Consider the following 21,647-nt stretch of genomic DNA (forward strand, 5'->3'; position numbering starts at 1 on the left):
ATGACTTGATGGCGAACTTCGGGGAGCGGACTTGCGCGATGTGACGACTATCCGCTCCTTCAGAAATCACAGGAAAAACACCGGCGAATATCGTGAATGAGCTTCAACAGGCACGACATGCCGTTTTAAGGAAGTGAGGATTTGCAATGAAAGCGATGACACTCAACTCATTTGGTGGTCCGGAAGCCTTTGAGCTTTCCGACGTGCCAAATCCGGTTCCTCAGGTGGGACAGGTTCTGGTGCGGGTCCATGCCACCTCGATCAATCCCCTGGACTACCAGGTTCGGCGAGGTGACTATCGCGACCTGGTGCCGTTGCCGGCGATTACCGGTCATGACGTTTCCGGCGTAGTCGAAGCCGTCGGTCCGGGCGTCACGACTTTCTCCCCCGGAGACGAAGTCTGGTACACGCCGCAAATATTCGACGGGCCGGGCAGTTATGCCGAATATCACGTCGCAAACCAGAATATCATTGGAAGGAAGCCCAGCGCGCTCAGCCATCTGGAAGCCGCCAGCCTAAGCCTGGTCGGCGGAACAGCCTGGGAAGCCCTTGTCTCGCGTGCTGCCCTCAGGGTGGGAGAAAGCATCCTGATCCATGGCGGCGCGGGAGGGGTAGGGCATGTGGCTATCCAGATCGCGAAAGCCATCGGTGCGAAGGTCTTCACGACTGTGCGCGAGGAAAACTTCGAGTTTGCCCGAAGTGTCGGAGCGGACGTCGTCATTGATTACAGGAAAGAAGATTATGTCGACGCCATCATGCGGGAAACCGAAGGCCTCGGAGTAGACGTCGTGTTCGACACCCTCGGCGGCGACACATTGTCCCACAGCCCGAAGGTACTCGCGCAACTTGGCCGCGTCGTCTCGATCGTGGACATTGCACAGCCGCAAAACCTCATCGAGGCATGGGGCAAGAACGCGAGCTACCACTTCGTCTTCACAAGGCAGAACCAAGGCAAGCTCGACGAGCTGAGCACACTGGTGGAACGCAGTCAGCTGCGGCCGCACGTGGGTGCCGTCTATTCGCTCGCCGACCTTCCGCTCGCCCATGCACTGCTCGAGACACCCAACAACGGCTTGCGGGGTAAGATCGCGATCGCCGTTGACCCATCGGCCGGCACAAAGGTGCAATCATGATCTATGAGATCGCTGTATTGCCTGTCTACACGGACAAGATCAGAGAATTCAGGCAGGCATTCGAGGACGTTGTTCCTCTGCTCGCGCGTGCGCAGGGTTATCGCGGTCACGTTCTGGCAAAGGGGATCGAAACGCCGGAGGTCTTCAACCTGATCGTGCGATGGCGCTCGCTTGAGGACCATACGCCGGGCTTCGAGGCGAGCGAAGATCATGAGGAGTTCATGAGAGGCTTACAGGAATACTTCTCGGAGGAACCGACGGTCTACCATCTCGAGGGCGACGCCTTTGCCCCAAGTCAAAATGAAATTGGAGATGCCGCCGCCTGACCCAGGCGACGTCTGCCCTGCCAGCAACAGCATGTTCCAAAGAAGCGCAAGGAAGGGGCCAGTCGGCTCCTTCCGGTGCTCGCGGGAACGCAGGAATACACACAAGTGACGCCGAGGACACCGAAATGGAGACCCACATGAAAGCCGTCGGATACAAGATACCTTCACCGATTTCCGACCGGGATTCGCTCATCGACATCGAACTGCCGAAGCCGCAGCCCGAAGGTCGGGATATCCTCGTCCAGGTGAAAGCGATTTCGGTCAATCCCGTCGACTACAAGGTTCGCCGTAGCGCCTCACCAGACGACGGTTCTGAATGGAAAGTCATTGGTTGGGACGCGACGGGTATCGTCGCAGAGGTCGGCAACGAAGTTACCAGTTTCCAAGTGGGAGACGAGGTCTGGTATGCGGGGTCTATCACCCGTCCGGGGGCAAACGCCGAATTCCATCTGGTTGACGAGCGCATCGTCGGCAAGAAGCCGTCCAAGCTGGACTGGGCCGAAGCCGCGGCGCTGCCGCTGACGTCGCTGACGGCATGGGAGGCCTTCTTTGACCGTCTGGATGTGAAGAAGCCGGTTTCCGGCGCGGCGCCCGCTGTCCTGATCATCGGCGGTGCCGGCGGAGTGGGGTCGATCGCCATCCAGATCGCCCGGCAATTCACCGACCTGACTGTCATTGCCACGGCCTCGCGACCGGAAACGCAGGAATTCGTCAAGTCACTCGGTGCGCATCATGTCGTTGATCACTCGAAGCCGCTCGCCAGCCAGATAGCGGCACTGGGCATCGGTGCTCCGGCGTTCGTTTTCTCCACGACCCAGACCTCGCAGCATGTCGATAACATTGTCGAACTGATTGCGCCGCAGGGCCGTTTCTGCCTCATCGATGATCCATCGGGCTTTGACGTCATGGCGTTCAAGCGGAAAGCAGTATCGATCCACCATGAGCTCATGTTCACGCGCGCCATCTATCGCACACCGGACATGGACGAGCAGGCACGCATCTTGAACGAGATATCGGCCGCCGTTGACGATGGAAGGATTGGCACAACCGCTACGAACAATTTTGGTCAGATCAATGCGGCAAACCTGAAGAAGGCTCACGAACAACTCGAAAGCGGGTCAACGATCGGGAAGGTCGTGCTTGTAGGCTTTGCCTGAACAGACGTCAAAGCTTGATCAGAAATCCGACGGGCAGAATAGCTGCCCGCCGGAACATCAGATGTCTCAAAAACAAAGGCGAGGTATGATGGCATTATCCGGATTTCAGATTTCCATGGGTGCGGCTCTGGCTGTCATCATCACCCTTGGCTGGGTTGTCCATAACTGAGCCGGAGCGGCCATTATCCGGGAGGCCTTGAGCTCGGAGACTTGCGCAGCCAAGGGGATGTCCTGTACCGTCCGTCACGAAAGGCCGGGTCTAGTGCTCTCACGATCACTTTGGACCCGCAACGCATTGCGCCAGCGAATAGCGAAGACGCTTCCTTGGCCGGGTGTTGAGCTGAGCTCTATGAAGCCATCATGCTTTTCAATAATCTCGTTGACCATGCTCAAACCGAGACCAGCCCCGGATCCATGCGGATTCACGCGATAAAACGCCTCGAAAATGCGAAATGAAGTTCGCCCGCTACGCCGATGCCTTGATCGGAGATAAGGACGGATCCATCGGTCTCCACCTTGACTGCGATGTCGCCGCGCCCGCCTCCATATTGAATGGCATTACGCAAGAGATTGGAAAAGGCGCGGTCCAAGGCTTCATCGTCACCTTCCATGAATACTTTGGAAACGTCGGTGTCGAATGAGATTTCATAGCCCTCGGAAATCGCCAATGGCGCGAGGTCGGCAACGACTTTTGACAGGAGATGGATTAATTCGATTTCCTTCGATATCGGCGGATTCTGTCGATATCGCTCGATATCCAGCAGCTGGTTCGTGATAGCCGTCAGCCGTCTGATGCTTTTCTGAATGTGAAGCTTTTCTTCGCTTTGCGGCAACGTGTCAGCACGAACCTGTAAGATGGCGATGGGGGTGCGCAGCTCGTGGGCAGCGTTAACGAAAAAGCGCTCTGTTTTCTCGAACCCGGCGTCGAGCCGATTGAGAGCCAGATTGATCTCCCTGACGACCCGCAACAGCTCTTTGGGCAGTCCATTTTCGTCCACCACACCCCCACGGGCTTCGAAATCGACATTGTTCAATCGGTCGGTGAGCTTCCTTAGGGAACGAAGCGACCATTTTGTCACCCACGGGACACCGACCAGGGTGACCAGGAGAAGTATGAGGGCGGGGACGCCGATTGTTATTTGCCCTACCACAAATACGAGCTGGTAAAGAGACATCGACACACCACCAGCCATAACCGTTGCTTCACCAGCTGCTGTCTCGATTTTATCAATTGTGGCCTGTCGATCGGGGGCATCGACGTAACCACGGAGTTCGACGCTGCGAAAATTATCTAGGAAAGCAGCGTTATCGCCGATATCCGTCGGGATCTCTCCGTGTGTGAGGGTCGTGCCATCTGCAAGACGAACCGCAAACCACGATGTAGGCCGCTCAGCCATCACGGTTCGGAGGGCCTGCGTGGGGCTGACCGCGACGACACCATTTTGGTCAATCGTGACGGATTTTGCGATTTCCTGCGGGTACCACGTCGATGGAACCGCGCCACGGGGCGCACTCAACATCGCGATGTATAGAACGAGCCCGAACGAGACGATGATGGTGAGGAGCTGAAGCGTGATGAAGCCGAGTGTGAAGCGCCAGCGGAGAGAATGGTGAGACATGTTATTTCTGCTCGTGGAGGAAGTATCCGACGCCGCGAATGTTACGGATGACAATATCCGCACCAGCATCCGCCAGTTTGCGCCGCAGGCGCGACATGTTGGCTTCCAGCGAATTTGACTGGATCTCGTCGTCGAAGGTGTAAACGCTTTCCTCCAACGAAGATCGCAGCACCGTTCGTCCGAGGTTTTTGAGAAGCGACTCAATGATCAGTAGTTCTCGTCGAGCAAGTTCCTGCCGGATGCCGTCGACGTACAGGTCTCTTGTTACCTGATGATAACGAACATTGCCGGTCTTGATAACGTCTGCCTTGGTCTCAGACGTTCGGCGTGCCACTGCATTGAGGCGGGCGACCAATTCATCGACCTCGAACGGTTTGGGCAGATAGTCATCGGCACCCCCGTTAAGGCCGGCAATCCTGTCTTTTGTGGATCCCATCGCGGAGATGATTATCGAGCGCGGTGGATTGACAGTGTGCCGGATCTCGGCGAGCAAAGTGCTGCCGTCACCGTCGGGAAGCTGGCGATCAATGAGAACAACATCGTATCGTTCGATGGCTATCGCTTCTCGCGCCATGGCGAGATCCGCCACCGCCGCCAGTACGAAATTATGCCTCGAAAGCGCTGTCCGAAGCGCGTCAGTCATTTCGGGATCGTCTTCGACCAGCAGGATTTTCATGTCGCTAAATAAAGTACCCTACGAGATAGATGATTTCAAAGGCTTCATATACCGCGCCCAGAAGAAGAAGCGGGACTACCAGCGCGTAAAGCGAGACGACACGCGCGGCAGCCGTCCTGTATCTTTGGCTGACGGACCGCTTTTCGCCTCCCGCAGGCAGGAAAATGGCGCGACCTGTTAGGTAGGCGCCGAAGGCAGCGATGATGTAGGCCTGGAACTCGATAAGGACCGTGATGGAGTGAGGCACCATCGCAGCCGCATAAGGACCAATCGGCGCCAGCGTGACACCATAAGCGGCAGCAAACACCATCGCGAACACGACGCCGAAAAAAGGCACAAGAAACGAAGGGATCGAAATGAGCATCACTGCGACCCCTAGATTGACCGCCAATGTTGCTGATGCTGCATAGAAGAGGTTTCCGCTGAGATAGGCCTTCACGGCAAGGTCGGTGCGCACTATCCCTGCAACCGTATCCAATATGCCTGGCTGGATTTCCGGGTTCAGCAGCGTCACCATCATGGTTGCTGCAAACAGGCCAAAAAATGCTGCGTTGACGACGATGAACTCTTTCCTATGGCGCCGGATGAGACTTAACGCATGGCGCAATGGATTGGACATGAGGAGTGAGCTCCCGATTTTTGGCTGTGATCGCTTGCTGAGTAGAGGTTTGGCAGCATTGGTGAGAGGCTGGCGCACAATACGTCTGAGGACTGGCTTCATCACCCGACGGCTGGTCAATTAAGTCGGCCTTGATCTGCTCGAGCCTCCCACCGAACTTCAACCTAGTCCCGCTGCCTCTCTCTCCTCATGCGCTCGTGCTGTCGGCGCGCATCTTCCGCCATGATTTGGCTTAACCTTGCCGATTCAAGGGTCCGCAATTGCGCGTCTTCGCGACGCTGCTGCTGTTGGAGCATGCATCCGGTATGAGATGATGATCCGTATCGCGCGCCCATTCCAGCGCAGATATCTTGGTCGGCGTAGCGGTCCTGTTCAGGTGTCTGGCAACCGGTCAGGATGAGGAGGCCTGCGAACATCGTTCCGGCGCACAGGCGTCGCATGAAGACGTGATCTGGTGAGGCTTTGCTCATTTCATGTACCTTCTATTTAGATAAGTCATTCGATTGCGAGAGCGAAACGCAATCCCGCCGTAAGCTTATGGGATTTCATAGTTACGTAGAAATTACGTGCTTGCCGTGGGTTGGCATCTGCGTCGCTGGCAGGAGAGGTAAAACCGGCTCCCGTCATGAGCCAAGTTAGATCTCGTCAGCTCACCCCTAGCTAGGCTCAGGACTTCGGTAAAGGTGCTATCCCGGGGCTATACTTGACATTGCAAGTCCAAGTCGCGTTTGCGCCGTGGGGCCGGTTGTGACCAAGACGAACGTGATCAATAAATTCATGGACAGGCATTTCTCATGCATTTCGCCCGTTAATCAACCGAGGCCACCGCTTTGAGAATAACGTCTGCCGTCTCTTTGGGATGGGACATGTAAACCATGTGGCTCGACACAATATCTGTTGTTTCCGTACCGGCGCGCTTGTACATCCAACGCAACAGAGCCGGTGGAATCACTTTGTCCTGCGTCGTCACGATGCCAAACGTGGGCTTCGCATGCCAGGCGGCATGCTGAAACCTCGTTAGGTAGGGTTCAAGTGTCATTGCCTTTGCCGACGCGGACATAAAGTCAGTGACGTCTGTGGGCAAGTCCGAACCTATACTATCGTGGTACGTGTTGGGAGACGGAACGAAGCTCTGGTTGTCGAGCATCTTCATGTCGATCTTCATGGGAAAGCGCTGGGAAAGCTCCGTGAGATTTTCACCTTTGTCCGGTTGAAGTGCTGCGACATAGACCATCGCCTTCACGGTATCTTCGCTGCCCGCCTCCGTGATGACAGCGCCACCGTAGCTGTGCCCGACCAGCACAGTCGGGCCGATCTGCTGCTTCAAAACTAAACGGGTCGCCGCAATGTCATAGGCTAGGCTCGTATGCGGCAACTGAACGACACTGACAGAAAGGCCCCTGATTTTCAGGATGTCATATACCTGGCGCCAACCCGAACCGTCCATGGTCGCGCCATGGACGAGGACAACGTTCCGCGCATCGGCATACGCGGGGTCGGAGATCGCCAGTCCGGCAATGAGGGCGAACAAGGATTTCTTTATGGTCATCTCTGCCTCGGTGTTTTCGATTATGATGGGTGAAAGATAACCGTTGCCGTGGTTATCTATTAGATCATGCAATTTGCATGAAGATATCGATGGGTTGAATAAATGGATCGTCTTGTCCTTCGTGACCTTGCCGTCTTCGAAACAGTCGCGAGACACCGGAGCTTCACCGCCGCGGCCGCAGAACTCGGTATTTCGCAATCCTCTCTCAGCTATGCGGTGAGCCAGCTTGAAAGCCGCATCGGAATGGCGCTCCTTGCGCGAACCACGCGGAACGTCTCCCTGACGCAAGCGGGGCAAAGACTGCTGGATATGTTAGTGCCTGCCCTCAAGGACATCGATGCTGGCTTGGCAAGTCTTCAGGAGATGCGCGCGACGATCTCGGGTTCGGTACGTCTGACCATGGTCCCTGTCGCCTTTGAGACAATACTCAGGCCCGCCTTGAAATCGTTCAGGGCGACGTTTCCGAACGTCTCGGTCGAGGTCTCGATCGACGAAGGTTTGAGCGACATTGTTTCCGAAGGTTTTGACGGGGGTATCAGGTTTAACACGCTCATCGAGAAGGACATGATCTCGGTGCCTTTGACCCCGTCCACCGCTGTCTCGATTGTCGCCTCACCCGACTATCTTGGAAAGCGAGGGGTGCCGGCCGATCCGGAGGACCTCGTTCATCACGCCTGTATCGGGTACCGTTTTGTCAGCTCGACCAGGCTCTATAAATGGCCGCTGGCGAAGGGCAAAAAGAAAGCCGAGTACGAGACCAACGGAACTCTTGTGTTCAATGACGGCGAGGCGATCCGCGCCGCAGCGCTGGACGGACTCGGACTGGCCTACGTGTTTCGTTCGCAAGTGCGCAACGATATCGATTTGGGAAACTTGGTTCAGGTCTTGATGGATTGGCTGCCAGACCTGCCCGGTTTCAGTCTTTACTATCCTAACAGAGCGAGGACAGCCCCTGCCTTCAGAGCGATGATAGATCATCTGAGGACCACGAGGTCGCTCACCATATGACAGCATTTTCGAGCGGGATTGGCGACCCTAGTCGCTGCGCTTACTTCAGTTGGGATAACGCGACGAAAGCAATGAAGGTCCGGAAATTCAACGTCGCTAATGCAAATCTGGTGCGATCTCCAGCAGAGGACGGCGACATTGTAATCCGAAATCTGGTCGATGAGAAAGACGGCGTGCCAATAACCATCGGATACGGTCGTTACGGTCCAGGAAAGAGCCTAACAAAGACAATGGACGATGACGTCATGTTCGTCCTGGAAGTAGGCTCACCGTTTCCACAAGCGTGGGAACGGCGACCGCCGGGCTGGGCGAGATGGTCTCTATGCCAAAGGCGAGGCAGTGACCATCACGACGGAAGGCGAGGTCGCGCTCACGGCCTGTGTCACGTATCCGCATTTCGCGGAAGTCCTCGAGAGCGGATCTGAGGAAACTCCGAAAGATTCCGGCTCATGAGGCTTAACGTTGTAGGTCAGTGACCGGGGGACTGCCAAACATGCCCTTGTACTCCCGACTGAATTGCGACGGACTAACGTAACCGACCTCATAAGCAACACGCGACACATTGGCGGACCCGGAAGCCAATAGCCTTCGAGCTTCCAAAAGGCGGATATGGCGCTGAAAAGCAAGCGGACTGAATCCCGTCACACCCTTGAAATGCCGATGAAAAGAAGTGACGCTCATTCCCGCGGACGCTGCCAAATCGGGGATATTGACGGGCTCGTTGTGGTTGGAAGCCAGCCAATCCGCCGCCGTCTTGAGTTGCTGGAACCGCTCGTTCCGCTGACCGATCTGACGTAGCGTATCTCCCATCGTACTCTGGAGCAGGCGGTAATAGAGTTCAGTCTCATAGTGCGGTGCAAGTACGCCTATGTCGTCCGGACTGTTCAAGAGCCCAATCAGCCGTGCCAGTGGATCGCCAAACAGGCCGTTCAATTCTCCCGCCGCAACCGCGCAGGTCCAGCGGTCGTCGTGTTTGGGCATATTAAGCATGACGCGCGTAAGCATTGTTGTATCAAGATGAAGGCTAATCGCGACGTAAGGGAGATCGGGCGTAGCGTCGGAGAGTTGATGGATAAAGGGCAGACCAAAGGACGATGCCGCGCAAACACCTGGCGTCAGTTCGAAGCGATTGGCACCCATGATTAATACCTTTGTCCCGCGCAAGACTGCGTAAAACATCGGTTCGAACACAGCTGGCGTGGGTAAGGTCGGGACCGTACTCGTCCAAACCATCAGACGTGGGACAGGCGTCGCAATCCCTACAGTTCCCGTGCGGCCGGCAACAAAAGGAGCGACGTCGTTCAGGAGGCGACCTGTCACGTTCTCGGAGCTGTTCATTCCCAGAGATATGTCAAGTTTGGAAGGATCAGGCAAGTATGTGGCGGGATCGGAGATGTCGATTCTTTCGTGACCGCTTATCTAAAGGCCGGAAGGGAACGGAAATGCTGACGTTCCCTTCCGGCCCCGACAGTGGGCCTCCGAAAACATGTAGCAAAAGGATATAACATGGCTGATCTTATGGGGAAGCGCGCTCTGGTTACCGGAGGGTCTCGGGGTATCGGCGCTGCGATCGCGCTGGTGTTGGCCGAGAAGGGCGCGGACGTGGCAATCACATACAACAAGTCACCTGAGCGCGCGGACAGCGTCGTGTCTTCCATCGAAAAGCTGGGGCGCCGTGCGCTGGCCGTGCAGGCCGACAGTGCCGATCCGCACGCTGCTAAGCGGGCCGTGACTAAGACTGTCGAAAAACTCGGTGGCCTCGACATTTTGGTGAATAGTGCGGCCATCGGGTTGGCCGGACCAATCGCCGACCTCGACCTGACGCAATTCCAGGCCCTCATGGACATCAACGTGCGCGCGCCCGTCGCTTTTTCAAAAGCGGCTATCCCTCACTTCACCAAGGGCGGCCGTATCATCTCAATCGGATCGGCCCTTGGCGACCGCGTCCCCTTTCCTGGTGTGACGGCTTACGCAATGTCGAAGTCGGCGTTGCATTCGTTTACGCGCGGTCTATCGCGAGAACTTGGGCCACAAGGCATTACCGTCAACCTGGTCTCGCCCGGATCAACCGATACCGAGGCAAATCCGGCAGATGGCGCAAACGCTGATTTTCAGCGGAGCCTCTCGTCAATCGGGCGCTTTGCGGAGCCGCGCGAAATTGCCGACGTTGTGGCATTTCTGGCAAGCCCCGGCGCAAATATGGTTACCGGTACAACCGTGACCGTAGACGGAGGCGCAAACGCTTAAGTCAGGCGGCGGCGACTGATCTCTCTGACTACTATATCGGGAGAAGGCCTAGTTGATTCCGACGATCGCACCGTGCGGTCAGGGCAGACCGCGCGGTGCGATTTGAGGATCTACGCGACTATTCTGCAGGCTGACCTGCTTTTCGAGATCACCCCCTGCGGATCCGGTCAGCGAAAGCGGACAATGTCCGATAATGTAACTGTTGCATCCGGCGGTTCGGAGGGTGCTTGCGCGAGACACATGTGACCGTGTGAACTTGCACAACGCAAAGTGGACCTTCAGATGCTGTTCCCAAGCGCCAGATGCCAATGATGTGCCAACTCAAGAAACCACCTCTTTAGATCGCAGAACAGGGCGCGTTAACGTCGACGATCGGTTCAAAGCGTCGGCGAAGCTGGCTATGCTTTATAAACACGACGAAATCGCGTCAGTGCTGGTTGAGCAGAGGAGAGTTAAGCTCGTGGGGGAAACAGAACTGTGCCAGGCAACGTTCTGCCGCCTGATACCGCCAAGGGGGCGTCGTATCTTGCCGGCGTCACAAGGCCAAGTTTGTCGTGCAATTCGGCCGCGGCTTTTGGCAGGAACGGCAGAAGACAACGCGCTACGATGGCGAGGCCGTGGACCTGCTCCGCCAATGTGGCCCCGAGGCGAAGCGCTATCTCGGCTCGCTCGTCTGTTTCAATGTGTCCGAGCAGTGCTTTCGCATCCACCCAGGGGGTCTCCCGCGTGAATTCCCTGTTCGCCTCGCCCAGATAGGCAAAAATCTCGGCAAGGCCCACATGAAGCTCATAATTGTCGAAAGCCTGATGAACTCTTTCGTAAAGTCCTGACGCCTGCCGCACCAGTGCACTGTCCGGGACTTGAGGGGTGACGCCGTCGAACGCATTTCCCAGAAGTTTCAGCACCCGGTTCGCCAGGTTTCCCAGTTGTCCGCCAAGCTCCCCCGACCATGCGGCCTCCAATCGTTTTTCGGAAAAGTCGCCGTCATCTGCGGAGCGCATGTGCCGAAGCAGATAGTATCTGAGGGCATCCGGTGTGCCGTAGGTCTCGATGAGGCGATCCGGCGGAATTCCGTTTCCGGCCGACTTGCCGATTTTCCTGCCGTCGACCGTGAGATAGCCGTGTACGAAAATGGATGAGGGCAGGGGTAGACCGGCGGATAGCAAAATTGCCGGCCAATATATGGCATGGAATTTCGAGATGCCCTTTCCGAGGAAATGCAGGCGTTCGCCATCACCGGCCCAGTAGCGCTGATAGATTAAATCGTTAGATCCGTGCCCGAGACCGGTCAAGTAATTGGCGAGCGCATCGAACCAGACGTAGACGACCTCGTCGCTGCCGGGAACCGGCACGCCCCATCCACGCGCCCGGTCTGCGCTGCGCGACACGCTGATATCCGTCAGTCCGCGACGGAGCAAAGCGACGATTTCGTTGCGTCTATGCGCAGGCGTAACCTGAAGCTTTTCCGTTTCAATCAGGTCAAGGATCCCGTCGCCGTATCGGGAAAGGCGGAAGAACCAGTTTTCTTCCCGAATGAGTTCAAGCGCCACGCCATGCTCGGGGCATTTCCCATCATGGAGTTCCGATAGTTCGTAAAACTGCTCGCAGCCTACGCAATAGAAGCCTTCGTAAGCCTTGCGATAAAGATCGCCACTGGCGGCGCAGGCATTCCAGAGGGAGTGAACGCAAGCGATGTGCCTTGGATCGCACGACGTGCGAATGAACTCATTGTTGGAGATGTCAAGCTGTCTCCCGAGCCGTTCGAAGATGTCACCATTGGCAGCGACAAAATCCGCAACAGGCCGTCCCACGGCTTCTGCCGCTCGCACGTTTTTAAGGCTGTTGTCATCGGTCCCACACTGAAACCGAACATCCTTGCCAAGGAGCCGGAAATGGCGAGCATAGGCATCGGCCTGTACGAGCTCGAGTGCGAACCCGACATGCGGTGAGGAATTGACATAGGGTATCGAGGTGGTGAGGTAGACGGACGGGGTTTTCATTGGAGAATCCTCTCGAGAGCTAGAAAAGCCTTTGAGGTGGATTACCGAAGAAAAACCGCCTCAAAGGGCGGTTTGTTGTGCAACGAAGACGCACGAAACCCCGCCACGCTAAAAGCGCAGCATCATCATCGTAGGGTTAGTCGGGTTACTATGCATCTTCATAGCGTTATCAGCTGCCGACTCGCACAACAAGGCTTGATGCGTTCCGCGCCGCGCGACACAGTTTTGCAGATATCATTGCACGACTCCACCTCAGGTAGTCGACAGCCCACCAGCATGAGATCACAAACGTCTAGCTATGCTATCAAAATTGGCAAAGTCGTGTGCGTAAAGGTCTATGGTTTGCCGTCCCAGGTCCTATCCGAACGGCCATGGCTGCGGCGCTAACGCTCCATGCCGCTGCGAGAAACGCAAGTCGAGAACGTTATCAGGCTGCTAGGTTTCCGCTCCCTCTGTTCGACTCGTCTCCGAGGGAGAAGCGAAGATTCTTGCTTTACTTCGCGACAAAAATACCGTTGAAAGCCACGTCTGAAAGCGGTTTGCGCGGACTTGGCACTTCGCGTTCGCGGATCCCCTCGGGCAACTGGTTTTTGTCACCGATCTTGCCGATGGCGACTGCGCATTCGACGCGGAAACCATTTGGGATCCCGAGGACCTCAGGCACCTTGTCAAAATCGACGCCGGTCATGCCATGCGCTTCGTAGCCCGACAGATGAGCCTGCAATGCTATGGACGCCCAAGCCGCACCTGCGTCGAAGGAGTGGCTGTAAATCGGCTTCTGGTCTGCAGAGCCCAGCTCGCCCGAATGGGTGCGAGAAGCGACGAAGAACAGAGCGGCAGCGGACTTCACCCAACTCTGGTTGAACTCGATTAGCAGGCCGAGGAAATTGTCCCAGTACTCTGAACCACGCATCGCGTAGACGAAGCGCCAAGGCTGATGGTTAAACGAAGAGGGCGCCCAGTGACCGGCCTCGAGGATCGTTAGCAGATCCGTCTCCGGCATCGTTTCATTGCTGAAAGCGCGGGGAGACCAGCGATCAAGAAAAAGCGGGGCGATCGGATACTCCGACTCGCGACTGTTGCTGGTCGTCATGTTTGTCCTCTCTGGGATTGATTCAAGGTAGCACGGTTTTTGAAGCGCTTCGCAGCATGGACAAATAGCCCCCGTTTGAGCAGCGATGATCCGGGTGCCAGCCGTTCGTGCTGGAGCCGCACGAACATCCATCGTCCCAGCCCCTGTACAGCGCCCAAACGCCGGGGACCAATGCCCCACACTCAGCGATTAGGCGCAGGGAATAGCTAACGCCCGAGCCGGAACAGTTGCACCGAACCACTTCAATGGTTGAGCCAAATCCGGGGCATTCTGTCATAACTCAGGTGGTCCGCAAAATTCATCTTTATATCGTTTCCGGACATTGGTTTCAGCCGTTCAACTTTAGTGATGCAGTTCCGATCAAGGTAGTCTCCGCAAGTGCGAAACTGTGTTTCACAAACAGGAACGATACGCCGAGCGACCAAGTCGCGGCCTTTGCCGGAAAGCGATCGAACCAAGCGGTGCCTCAAAATTCAGAGGATCATTGATTGGCGGAACCGGTCGCAATGTCATGCTGGATGAAACCCAGGTAAAGGAACTGGTAGCGAGCGGACCGGCTTCGAAATATTGACGCTGCTCTCACACCGATCGTTACTTGCTAGCTGAGGCTCATCGCGCCCTCGCTATCGGACGGGCGTACAGAATAATTTGCGTTCCCCATCATGCAACACAGCGTCGCACTAATGAGGGCTACCACGCACCTAAGGGGCGTGACACGCTCAACGCGGCTGGATTTCTCAAAAGGGCTCTTCGCGGCGCTCTTCGACGAAGGGCAACAGAGGATGTATTACGTGACCTTCCGTAACTCCCTCGCCTCACTTCTTAGCCCGGTGCACGCTGAAAGGCGCCTGCTTCCGCTTGACCGGACCTTGTAAAAATCAGCCACTTGAGGGGCAAAATGATCAGAAAAATACTTATCGCATTTGTGATGGTTTCAGCTTTTTCCTCCGTTCAAGCACAAACGACCCAGGACGAGCCCGGTGCTGATCTGATCGTTTTCAACGCAAAGATATTCACCGGCAACCGTGCGCAGCCCGAAGCTTCGGCTCTCGCCGTTACGAAGGGGCGCATCTATTCCGTCGGCTCTGATGCAGAAATTCTCAGTCTGAAGAATTCAGCGACCAAGGTGATTGACGCGCGCAGCCGAAGGGTCATCCCCGGCATTAGCGATGCTCATACACACGTCCTCAACGACAGCGGCTATAATTACAATATACGGTGGGACGGCGTGCCGAGGCTAGGTGAGGCGTTAACTATGCTGAGCGAGCAGGCTGAACGCACACCGGATGGACAATGGGTAAAAGTGATCGGAGGCTGGTCTCCCTATCAATTTGAGGAAAACCGCCTTCCCACGCCGGATGAATTGCAAAAGGCCGTGCCTAATCGTCCGTTGATCGTTCAATATGCCTACAACCATGCCTTCTTGAACAAACGCGCGATGGACGTCCTAGGTGTGGGGACCGATCGGTTTCCTGAGTTGCCGGACACCGAGTTTGAGAAGGATAGTCAAGGACAGTATACCGGCGTTGTCTACGGAAACACCTGGACGTTTACTGCCCTCGAAACCATGGTGCCACAGCTTAATTTCGAAGAAGAAGTAAGTTCGCTGATCTACAGCATTCACGGCTTAAACCGGTTCGGAGTTACCTCAATAATCGATGCGGGCAGCCGATGGGGATACCCCAAGCCGCAGGCGACGGTCGAGGTGCTTGCACGCGACAATCGTCTAAACGTGCGTATGCCCTTCATCCTCCTGGAACTCGGAGATGGCAGCAAACCGATGAACATGGTGGACGCACAAGTCGAAGCGATCACGAGAAAAGCGCCGATTAGTCCCGGGCAAAATTTGCATCCATCGCTCGCCCATGGACATGCATATCGAGGAGCAGGGGAAGTTTTGAGTGCGGAAGTGCACGATCACGAGAACTTCGATCATCCGGCCATCGTCATCGAGCCCGAGAAGATGCGACAGCTAGTTGAGCAGGATGTCAAGAAGCTTGTCCAACACCGAATCCCCTTCCGCGAACACATCAGCTACAATGAAAACATCACCCCTTTTCTCGACGCTCTGGAGAAATTGAACGACGAGATCCCTTTGGATGGCCTTAAATGGAGCCTAGAACACGCTGAGACCATTACTCCGGAGAATATCGAAAGGGTCAAAAAATTGGGCGGCGGTATCGCCCTTGATGCGAAAATGGCGCTGCACGGTGACGCGTTTATCAAGAGCCATGGCCGCGATGTAGCTTTGCAGACCCCGCGTCTGCGTAAGCTCGTGGATAGTGGCATTCCGCTAGCTATGAGCACCGACGCCTTCCGTGCGGCCACGTTCAACCCTTGGGTTGGCATTAGCTGGATGGTATCCGGGAAGTCCGTGTCGGGATCCGAAGTTCTGGCAAAGGACAATCGTCTTTCCCGCGCCGAAGCGCTGAAACTGTTCACCAGGGGCGCAGCATGGTTCATGGATACAGAATCCGAAATGGGATTAATCGCGCCGGGAAATCTCGCGGACTTCGTTGTGCTCGACCGGGACTATTTCGCCGTGCCGGAAGATCAGATCAAAAGGATTTCTTCTGTTCTAACTATCATGGACGGCAAGGTAGTGTTCGGTGCGCAGGATTATAGCGATCTATCACCAGAACTGCCTGAGATTCTTCCTACTTGGTCGCCCATTAAATACTTTGGCAGCTACTACGAGGCGAAGTAAAATTAGCTGTCAGGTTCTTCCTCCATTGCTGTGTTTCACGCGAAGCGACACTAGCGCGGCCGGGGCAAGCGCCGCGGCTGCGTGCCGCTAAGCTCTTCCCACGAGGGCGTGCGGGAACAGCGATAGCTTCAGACCCTCTTATTACCCGCAAAACCGGAAGCTATACGAAGCCCAAAACAAACAATTGAAACAAGAAAGAGATGCAGGTTTATGAAATTTCTCGCGAAATCCGCAGGCAAAACTGCTGACGTAGTCCAAGCTGACATCGAGAAGGTATTGCAGACCTACGAGTCGGCGCTTAACGCCTCGGATACTGACAAGGTGCTAACTGTATTCGATCCCGACGGCGTCTTCATGGCTCCTAATAGCCCTTCGGCGGTCGGCGACGATGCAATCCGGGCTGCTTACAGCGACATCTTTCAGATGATCACCTTCGACACCGAATTAACGGTCGAGGAGATTGTGCAAGTCGCTCCGAAATGGGCATTCGTCCGGACGAGCTCGAACGGGCACGTCACCGTAAACGCAATCAAACAGAGCGTACCCGACGCTAACCACGAACTATTCATATTTCATCAAGGCGATGACGACACGTGGAAGATCGCGCGCTACTCGTTCGCGACGACGAACCCACTTCCTCGGTAACTCGGTACGCGTAACACCAGATAAGCTCACAGAGTAGGGCAACTGGATTTCGATCTCGTCGGACAGCGGTCTTCGTGTAGTCCGACGTGGTCGTGGCCAGCAGCCGATCGTATGCCGTCCATCAGCTCGGGCAACGTACGCAGGCTGTGATCGCGAACTCACTTAAGGAGTTCCTGGCATCTGACTTCGGCATCATCTCCGACTACATCAGCTGGCGTCGATGCGCACTCCAGAGGCTGCGAGGATGACTATCGACGTACTCCGACGGATTTTCCTATGCCAAGCGGTCAGCGTCATCAAGATCCTGGAATACCCGTGGCACAGCTCAGCAGGGGTACGCTCAATGAAAAACGCTCGGAAACCCTGACGGCCCCGCTCCCGATCACGGGCTCTTCAAATATGCGACGATGCTGACGCCGCAAGTCACACGCCAAGCCAGCAGCCGGAAGCGAACCGGTCGACTTCGAATTTTTTACACTAGCCTTGCGCCGTTGGGTAGTCTTCTCTGCTGACGTTCAGCGCGCCATCGCCAACAGGCGGGTTGCCAAAACATTCGATGAGCATGTCCGTGAGGACTCTCACTTTTCGTGATGAATACTGGCCAGGTGGCCTTACGACAAAGATGCCGGCCGGTGGGATTGGATAACCCGTAATGACTGGCACCAGTGCGCCCGACGAGATATGATCCGCTACAAGCGGTTCCGGCAGACGGGCCACCCCGAGGCCATCTAGAGCAGCTGCCATCAGTGATACCGCGTTGTCGGCGACAAAGCGTCCCTGAGGGCGCAGCGTGACAACTCTTTCGCCATCCATGAATTGCCAAGTCTCGGCTTCCCGCATCACGATCTGATGGTTCACAAGATCTTCCGGTCGTTCGGGAGCGCCGTACGCCTGGATGTAGGCTGGACTCGCAACGAATCTACCATACAGCGGCCCGACACGTCTTGCGACGAGATTCGAATCTTGCAAATAGCCTACCCGAATTGCACAGTCGAAACCTTCTCCTACGAGATCTACAAAGCGGTCAGTGTAGGACGAACTGATATGGAGTTCCGAGTATCGGCGCGCCATCTGGGCGAGGACCGGAGCAAAATGCGTCGGGCCAAATGATAGTGGTGCGGCTACGCGCATGCGACCTCGAAGCTCACCGGCAGGCAGGATCGTTTCCCGCGCCACATCCAGTTCGGCAGAAATCCGGGCCGCGTACTCCCTGAATGTAGCACCTGCTTCTGTCAGCGCTATACCACGGGTCGTCCTTGCCAGTAACTGTGCGCCAAGTTCCGCCTCGAGATGGGTAATCCGTCGGCTGACCATCGACTTGGAAATGCCCAGCCGCGCGGCCGCTGATGACACCCCTCCCGCATCTGCAACCTCGACGAATATCCTAAGATCCTCAATTTGCAATTCGAGTTCCCCTTCCTGCAACACAGCTTGACACAACCGAGGACTACCGGGCCACAAAAGAGAATGACAGGTTCGTGCTTGATGGCTTTCCGGAGGCGTCCTCGTCCCAAGCTTTATTAACCTGCAATATAGGATGTATCCATGACCTTTCGTAACGGCCTAGATTCTCTCCTTCGTCCCGAAGATTCCGTTCTCGTACTTATCGACCATCAACCTTATCAGCTGACCAACGTTAATAGCCACGACCCTCAGGCTGTCGTCAACAACACGACTGCGCTGGCCAAGGTCGCCAAGGCCTTCGATGTTCCGACGATCCTTACCAGTGTCATTGCCGATCGCGGCGGTAAGCTTTTCAAGCAGATCACCGATGTCTTCCCGGGGCAGAAAGTGATCGACCGGACTTGGATAAATACGTGGGAAGACAAGAATGTGATGGATCTCGTCAACGCGACCGGGCGTAAGCAACTCATCATCGCAGGCCTCTGGACGGAAGTCTGTGTTGCGATGCCTGCAATCCAGGCCGCAGGCGAAGGCTGGGACGTGACCGTCATCACCGACGCATCGGGCGGAAGCTCCGTCGAGTCTCACCAGGTCGCCATACAGCGCATGATCGCAGCCGGCGTCAACATGATGACGTGGATGGCCTTGGCTAGCGAATGGCAGCGGGACTGGGCACGCACCCAGCATGTCGAAGAACTGACCGAGGTGCTGATATCTCACATGGCTGGCAGCGGCATCGCCTACTTGTGGGAACAGCAGTTGCTTAACACACCGGTGACGAACACCCCAGCAGGACTTTAGTCATGGCCGGAACAACGAGGAAACCGATGGAGGCACCGGAATACTACGGACGATCCATCTATCCTCGTCGTTCCGAAAGTACCGCATCGAACTACCGAGAACGATCCTCGTGGGATTAATCAACTTAAATCTAGGTACCCAATGGCACGCCGCCGGTGACCAATGCAGGAGGCGACCGCCCAACCTCACTGGCTTCACGCACTGGGCAAGGAGGCTTGTTTTATCGTTGGCTCTCATCACCCTTTCTCAGATGGAGCACGGGCTTGCCTTCGCCAACGACGGTGCAAATGCAGCGGAGCGGCCTGTGATGAAACCCGACCGCTCGAAAGAGGACTGGTCGCCTCTCGCAGATGCAGAACTGCGGACGCAACCGCTGGATCGCCTTAAATACATCCCGTTATTTCCCGCTAATCCCGACAGCTATATTTCGTTAGGGTTCAATCTGCGGGAAATCATTGAAACTAGCGATGCGCCGGCGTTCGGAACCGTAGCGGCGAACCCAACGGATGCTTACGGGTTGCAGCGTGCGCAGTTTCATATCGACCTACACCTGAATGAAAACTGGCAATTGTTTACGCAGTTTGAAGATGTGCGCGCCTTCGACAAGACGGCAGTCGGCCCCAACGATGCAAACAGATTTGACCTTCGGCTCGCATTCATCGGATATACGCAGGAGACTGACGCGGGAACGTTCAGTGCGAGGATCGGTCGGCAGGACTTCGCGTTCGACCTGGAACGTTTTGTCTCGACCCGTGACGGTCCGAATGTCCGCCAGTCGTTCGACGCGATCTGGGCCGGGTGGGAAACGGAGACATGGCGCTTCTATGGTCTTGTCAGCCATCCTGTCCAGTATCGGGATGACGACCCTTTCGATGATCAATCAAGCAGCGATCTGCGGTTCAGCGGCGCCAGGGTAGAGCGACAACTATCCCCGACAACAGAGGCTTCCGCGTATTACGCGCTCTACCAACGTAATAATGCGAATTTCCTGACCGCATCGGGCGAGGAGGAACGGCATGTGCTCAATATCCGATTGGCCGGGACGCATGGCGGTTTCGACTGGGACGCGGAAGCAATGGGTCAGGTCGGGCAGGTAGGTTCGGCCGACATTGTGGGATGGGCCTTGGGGGCGAGGACCGGCTATACCTTTGAAGGGGTAACCTGGTCGCCCAGGATCGGTCTGCAGTTCGACATGGCGTCAGGTGATCGCGATGCGGATGATGGCACCCTTGGCACCTTCAATCCGCTGTTTCCAAACGGATTCTATTTCTCGCTCGGCGGGCATACCGGATACGCCAACCTCATCCACGTCAAGCCTTCGATCACCGTTCAGCCGATGGATGACCTGACCTTACTGGCAGGCGTCGGTCTGCTTTGGCGCCAGACGACGGACGACGCCGTTTATACCTTGCCGAGCGTCCCGGTTGCCGGGACCGCAGGCGGGGGAAATCCTTGGACGGGCGCCTATGTTCAATTGAGGGCCGACTACAGGTTCAACCGAAATCTTACAGGCTCGGTAGAAGCAGTTCACTACCAGGTCGGTTCGACGCTTCGCAATGCCGGAGGCCGAGACAGCAACTACGTACGAGCGGAACTGAAGTTTGCCTGGTAAAGGATGCACAGCCATGGGTGGGGTTGTTGTAGTTCAACTTAATGCTCTCACGCTGAACGACTTATTCGACGATAACTGAAAAAGAGGCTTGGATGGTTAAGGCATGGTCGGTTGAATGGCCGGAAGGGTTGCTCCCGGGCGAGGCCGCTTGGGAAGAGATCTCCAGGCAATTCGTCGACGCACGTAATGATATCCTGATAACGAATGAGATGCCGTTTGGCTTTTGGCAGCCAACAAGGCGTCCTTTCGATATCCAAGCCGCGCGTGAATGGGCTGCGCTCCACGAGCGAGCCTTGGACGCCTTATCTCGTCTACCGCTCGCGGCAGTAATCTCGTCGCGTCCCGTATTTAACGGCCGACGTCTGGTGAACGAGGGATTTGTGCTGACAGAAGGCCGATACGAGTTCATCCACCAAAAGCACTATTTTCCATCAGAAACAGGATGGGAAGAAGAATCGTGGTTCGAGCTTCAGCGCCCTGGTTTTGACGTGGTTAAAATCGCGGGAATCAAGGTTGGTGTGTTGATATGCACCGAGTTGATGTTCGGGGAAAAAGCACGCCACCTTGGAAAGGCAGGTGCCGATCTGATCGCCGTGCCGCGCGCGACCGGCGTCGACCATCGCATGTGGAGGACTGCTGCCAGCATGGCAGGAATTGCCAGCGGCGCTTGCGTCGTTAGTTCCAACCGCGTCGGAACTCGTCCCGGGAGCAATCTGGTGTTTGGGGGAGGCGGCTTCACCGTGGATCCCGACGGCTTCGAGATCGCCGTAACATCTGCCCAACAGCCAGCGATCACTCTGGATATCGATACAACTCTCACCGCGGCGGCGAAAGCAAGGTATCCAGTCTATGTCAAAGAACCGGCCCTAGAGCCCGATATGCCCAGAGGATGAGGAGTTACGCCTTGGTCGAACTTTGAATCCCGGTGGTTCGGTGGTTGGTGCGATCTCACTTCGGAGCCGACGCCCGCACAAATGCTGTTTTGTTCAAGCGAGGGGTCCCAAAGCACACTACAGGCGTTCGTTGAATACGCTCGACCGCTGCTTTCTGA

General features: G+C 56.0%; 19 protein-coding genes. 10 read left to right on the top strand and 9 right to left on the bottom strand.

The features are described 5' to 3' along the window. The first annotated feature begins 146 nt into the window (after positions 1–146). The 3 genes from AAIH70_RS24025 (at position 147) to AAIH70_RS24035 (ending at position 2,616) form a co-directional block, all read left to right on the top strand. On the top strand, positions 147–1,133 hold the full coding sequence (locus AAIH70_RS24025) for a zinc-dependent alcohol dehydrogenase family protein (protein ID WP_430035901.1): 987 nt from the start codon (positions 147–149) through the stop codon (positions 1,131–1,133). After that, positions 1,130–1,459, top strand: coding sequence for an antibiotic biosynthesis monooxygenase family protein (locus tag AAIH70_RS24030; RefSeq protein WP_430035903.1), 330 nt, complete (start codon positions 1,130–1,132; stop codon positions 1,457–1,459). The genes AAIH70_RS24025 and AAIH70_RS24030 overlap by 4 nt, the downstream gene beginning before the upstream one ends. A 137-nt stretch (positions 1,460–1,596) precedes the next feature. Beyond that, on the top strand, positions 1,597–2,616 hold the full coding sequence (locus AAIH70_RS24035) for a zinc-binding alcohol dehydrogenase family protein (RefSeq protein WP_430035905.1): 1,020 nt from the start codon (positions 1,597–1,599) through the stop codon (positions 2,614–2,616). Positions 2,617–2,859: 243 nt separating this feature from the next. Here AAIH70_RS24035 and AAIH70_RS24040 read toward each other — a convergent pair whose 3' ends face one another. The 5 genes from AAIH70_RS24040 to AAIH70_RS24060 form a co-directional block, all read right to left on the bottom strand. Continuing rightward, positions 2,860–3,003, bottom strand: a complete 144-nt coding sequence (locus AAIH70_RS24040; protein ID WP_430035907.1) for a hypothetical protein — start codon at positions 3,001–3,003, stop codon at positions 2,860–2,862. A 35-nt stretch (positions 3,004–3,038) separates the two neighbouring features. After that, positions 3,039–4,235 (bottom strand): sensor histidine kinase, encoded by a 1,197-nt coding sequence (locus tag AAIH70_RS24045; protein WP_430035908.1) that lies wholly within the window; start codon positions 4,233–4,235, stop codon positions 3,039–3,041. A 1-nt stretch (position 4,236) separates the two neighbouring features. Continuing rightward, positions 4,237–4,911 (bottom strand): response regulator transcription factor, encoded by a 675-nt coding sequence (locus AAIH70_RS24050; protein ID WP_430035910.1) that lies wholly within the window; start codon positions 4,909–4,911, stop codon positions 4,237–4,239. Positions 4,912–4,915: 4 nt separating this feature from the next. After that, the gene (locus AAIH70_RS24055) at positions 4,916–5,530 is read right to left on the bottom strand and encodes a hypothetical protein (protein ID WP_430035912.1); all 615 of its coding nucleotides are present in this window, start codon (positions 5,528–5,530) and stop codon (positions 4,916–4,918) included. A gap of 808 nt (positions 5,531–6,338) precedes the next feature. Further along, positions 6,339–7,079: an alpha/beta fold hydrolase gene (locus tag AAIH70_RS24060; RefSeq protein ID WP_153353363.1), complete on the bottom strand. Its 741-nt coding sequence runs from the start codon at positions 7,077–7,079 to the stop codon at positions 6,339–6,341. 102 nt (positions 7,080–7,181) lie between these two features. Between AAIH70_RS24060 and AAIH70_RS24065 the strand changes: the two genes are divergently transcribed. After that, the gene (locus tag AAIH70_RS24065) at positions 7,182–8,087 is read left to right on the top strand and encodes a LysR family transcriptional regulator (protein WP_430035914.1); all 906 of its coding nucleotides are present in this window, start codon (positions 7,182–7,184) and stop codon (positions 8,085–8,087) included. Between the two features lie 456 nt (positions 8,088–8,543). Here AAIH70_RS24065 and AAIH70_RS24070 read toward each other — a convergent pair whose 3' ends face one another. Beyond that, positions 8,544–9,425, bottom strand: a complete 882-nt coding sequence (locus AAIH70_RS24070) for an AraC family transcriptional regulator N-terminal domain-containing protein (RefSeq protein ID WP_430035916.1) — start codon at positions 9,423–9,425, stop codon at positions 8,544–8,546. Between the two features lie 168 nt (positions 9,426–9,593). Here AAIH70_RS24070 and AAIH70_RS24075 point away from each other — a divergent pair, with 168 nt between their 5' ends. Further along, positions 9,594–10,334: an SDR family NAD(P)-dependent oxidoreductase gene (locus tag AAIH70_RS24075; RefSeq protein WP_430035917.1), complete on the top strand. Its 741-nt coding sequence runs from the start codon at positions 9,594–9,596 to the stop codon at positions 10,332–10,334. A 452-nt stretch (positions 10,335–10,786) separates the two neighbouring features. Here the strand turns inward: AAIH70_RS24075 and AAIH70_RS24080 are convergent, their stop codons facing one another. After that, entirely contained in the window at positions 10,787–12,334 is a 1,548-nt protein-coding gene (locus tag AAIH70_RS24080; RefSeq protein ID WP_430035919.1) for a methionine--tRNA ligase, read from the bottom strand. Positions 12,335–12,827: 493 nt separating this feature from the next. Next, a complete protein-coding gene (locus AAIH70_RS24085) occupies positions 12,828–13,427 on the bottom strand; it encodes a nitroreductase family protein (protein ID WP_430035921.1) in 600 nt (199 codons plus the stop codon). Between the two features lie 898 nt (positions 13,428–14,325). Between AAIH70_RS24085 and AAIH70_RS24090 the strand changes: the two genes are divergently transcribed. Together AAIH70_RS24090 and AAIH70_RS24095 are read left to right on the top strand one after the other, a co-directional pair. Further along, entirely contained in the window at positions 14,326–16,134 is a 1,809-nt protein-coding gene (locus AAIH70_RS24090) for an amidohydrolase (RefSeq protein ID WP_430035923.1), read from the top strand. Between the two features lie 210 nt (positions 16,135–16,344). Further along, the gene (locus AAIH70_RS24095) at positions 16,345–16,779 is read left to right on the top strand and encodes a YybH family protein (protein ID WP_430035925.1); all 435 of its coding nucleotides are present in this window, start codon (positions 16,345–16,347) and stop codon (positions 16,777–16,779) included. A gap of 477 nt (positions 16,780–17,256) precedes the next feature. Here AAIH70_RS24095 and AAIH70_RS24100 read toward each other — a convergent pair whose 3' ends face one another. Beyond that, positions 17,257–18,183: a LysR family transcriptional regulator gene (locus tag AAIH70_RS24100; protein ID WP_430035927.1), complete on the bottom strand. Its 927-nt coding sequence runs from the start codon at positions 18,181–18,183 to the stop codon at positions 17,257–17,259. Between the two features lie 141 nt (positions 18,184–18,324). On the opposite strand from AAIH70_RS24100, the gene AAIH70_RS24105 reads away from it, so the two are divergent. From AAIH70_RS24105 to AAIH70_RS24115, 3 genes are all read left to right on the top strand, one after another. Further along, positions 18,325–18,984 (top strand): hydrolase, encoded by a 660-nt coding sequence (locus AAIH70_RS24105; RefSeq protein ID WP_430035929.1) that lies wholly within the window; start codon positions 18,325–18,327, stop codon positions 18,982–18,984. 250 nt (positions 18,985–19,234) lie between these two features. Further along, positions 19,235–20,596 carry an alginate export family protein gene (locus tag AAIH70_RS24110; protein ID WP_430036111.1) on the top strand — a complete coding sequence of 454 codons (1,362 nt, stop codon included), beginning with the start codon at positions 19,235–19,237 and terminating at the stop codon, positions 20,594–20,596. Between the two features lie 92 nt (positions 20,597–20,688). After that, entirely contained in the window at positions 20,689–21,489 is an 801-nt protein-coding gene (locus tag AAIH70_RS24115; RefSeq protein WP_430035931.1) for a carbon-nitrogen hydrolase family protein, read from the top strand. The last annotated feature ends 158 nt before the right edge of the window (positions 21,490–21,647 follow it).

Source organism: Neorhizobium sp. BT27B, assembly GCF_050455485.1.
Classification (GTDB): domain Bacteria; phylum Pseudomonadota; class Alphaproteobacteria; order Rhizobiales; family Rhizobiaceae; genus Neorhizobium.

Coding starts and splice junctions, on each gene's coding strand:
- AAIH70_RS24025 (WP_430035901.1), top strand. CDS start 147: ATGAAAGCGATGACACTCAACTCATTTGGTGGTCCGGAAGCCTTTGAG.
- AAIH70_RS24030 (WP_430035903.1), top strand. CDS start 1,130: ATGATCTATGAGATCGCTGTATTGCCTGTCTACACGGACAAGATCAGA.
- AAIH70_RS24035 (WP_430035905.1), top strand. CDS start 1,597: ATGAAAGCCGTCGGATACAAGATACCTTCACCGATTTCCGACCGGGAT.
- AAIH70_RS24040 (WP_430035907.1), bottom strand. CDS start 3,003: ATGGTCAACGAGATTATTGAAAAGCATGATGGCTTCATAGAGCTCAGC.
- AAIH70_RS24045 (WP_430035908.1), bottom strand. CDS start 4,235: ATGTCTCACCATTCTCTCCGCTGGCGCTTCACACTCGGCTTCATCACG.
- AAIH70_RS24050 (WP_430035910.1), bottom strand. CDS start 4,911: ATGAAAATCCTGCTGGTCGAAGACGATCCCGAAATGACTGACGCGCTT.
- AAIH70_RS24055 (WP_430035912.1), bottom strand. CDS start 5,530: ATGTCCAATCCATTGCGCCATGCGTTAAGTCTCATCCGGCGCCATAGG.
- AAIH70_RS24060 (WP_153353363.1), bottom strand. CDS start 7,079: ATGACCATAAAGAAATCCTTGTTCGCCCTCATTGCCGGACTGGCGATC.
- AAIH70_RS24065 (WP_430035914.1), top strand. CDS start 7,182: ATGGATCGTCTTGTCCTTCGTGACCTTGCCGTCTTCGAAACAGTCGCG.
- AAIH70_RS24070 (WP_430035916.1), bottom strand. CDS start 9,425: ATGAACAGCTCCGAGAACGTGACAGGTCGCCTCCTGAACGACGTCGCT.
- AAIH70_RS24075 (WP_430035917.1), top strand. CDS start 9,594: ATGGCTGATCTTATGGGGAAGCGCGCTCTGGTTACCGGAGGGTCTCGG.
- AAIH70_RS24080 (WP_430035919.1), bottom strand. CDS start 12,334: ATGAAAACCCCGTCCGTCTACCTCACCACCTCGATACCCTATGTCAAT.
- AAIH70_RS24085 (WP_430035921.1), bottom strand. CDS start 13,427: ATGACGACCAGCAACAGTCGCGAGTCGGAGTATCCGATCGCCCCGCTT.
- AAIH70_RS24090 (WP_430035923.1), top strand. CDS start 14,326: ATGATCAGAAAAATACTTATCGCATTTGTGATGGTTTCAGCTTTTTCC.
- AAIH70_RS24095 (WP_430035925.1), top strand. CDS start 16,345: ATGAAATTTCTCGCGAAATCCGCAGGCAAAACTGCTGACGTAGTCCAA.
- AAIH70_RS24105 (WP_430035929.1), top strand. CDS start 18,325: ATGACCTTTCGTAACGGCCTAGATTCTCTCCTTCGTCCCGAAGATTCC.
- AAIH70_RS24110 (WP_430036111.1), top strand. CDS start 19,235: ATGGAGCACGGGCTTGCCTTCGCCAACGACGGTGCAAATGCAGCGGAG.
- AAIH70_RS24115 (WP_430035931.1), top strand. CDS start 20,689: ATGGTTAAGGCATGGTCGGTTGAATGGCCGGAAGGGTTGCTCCCGGGC.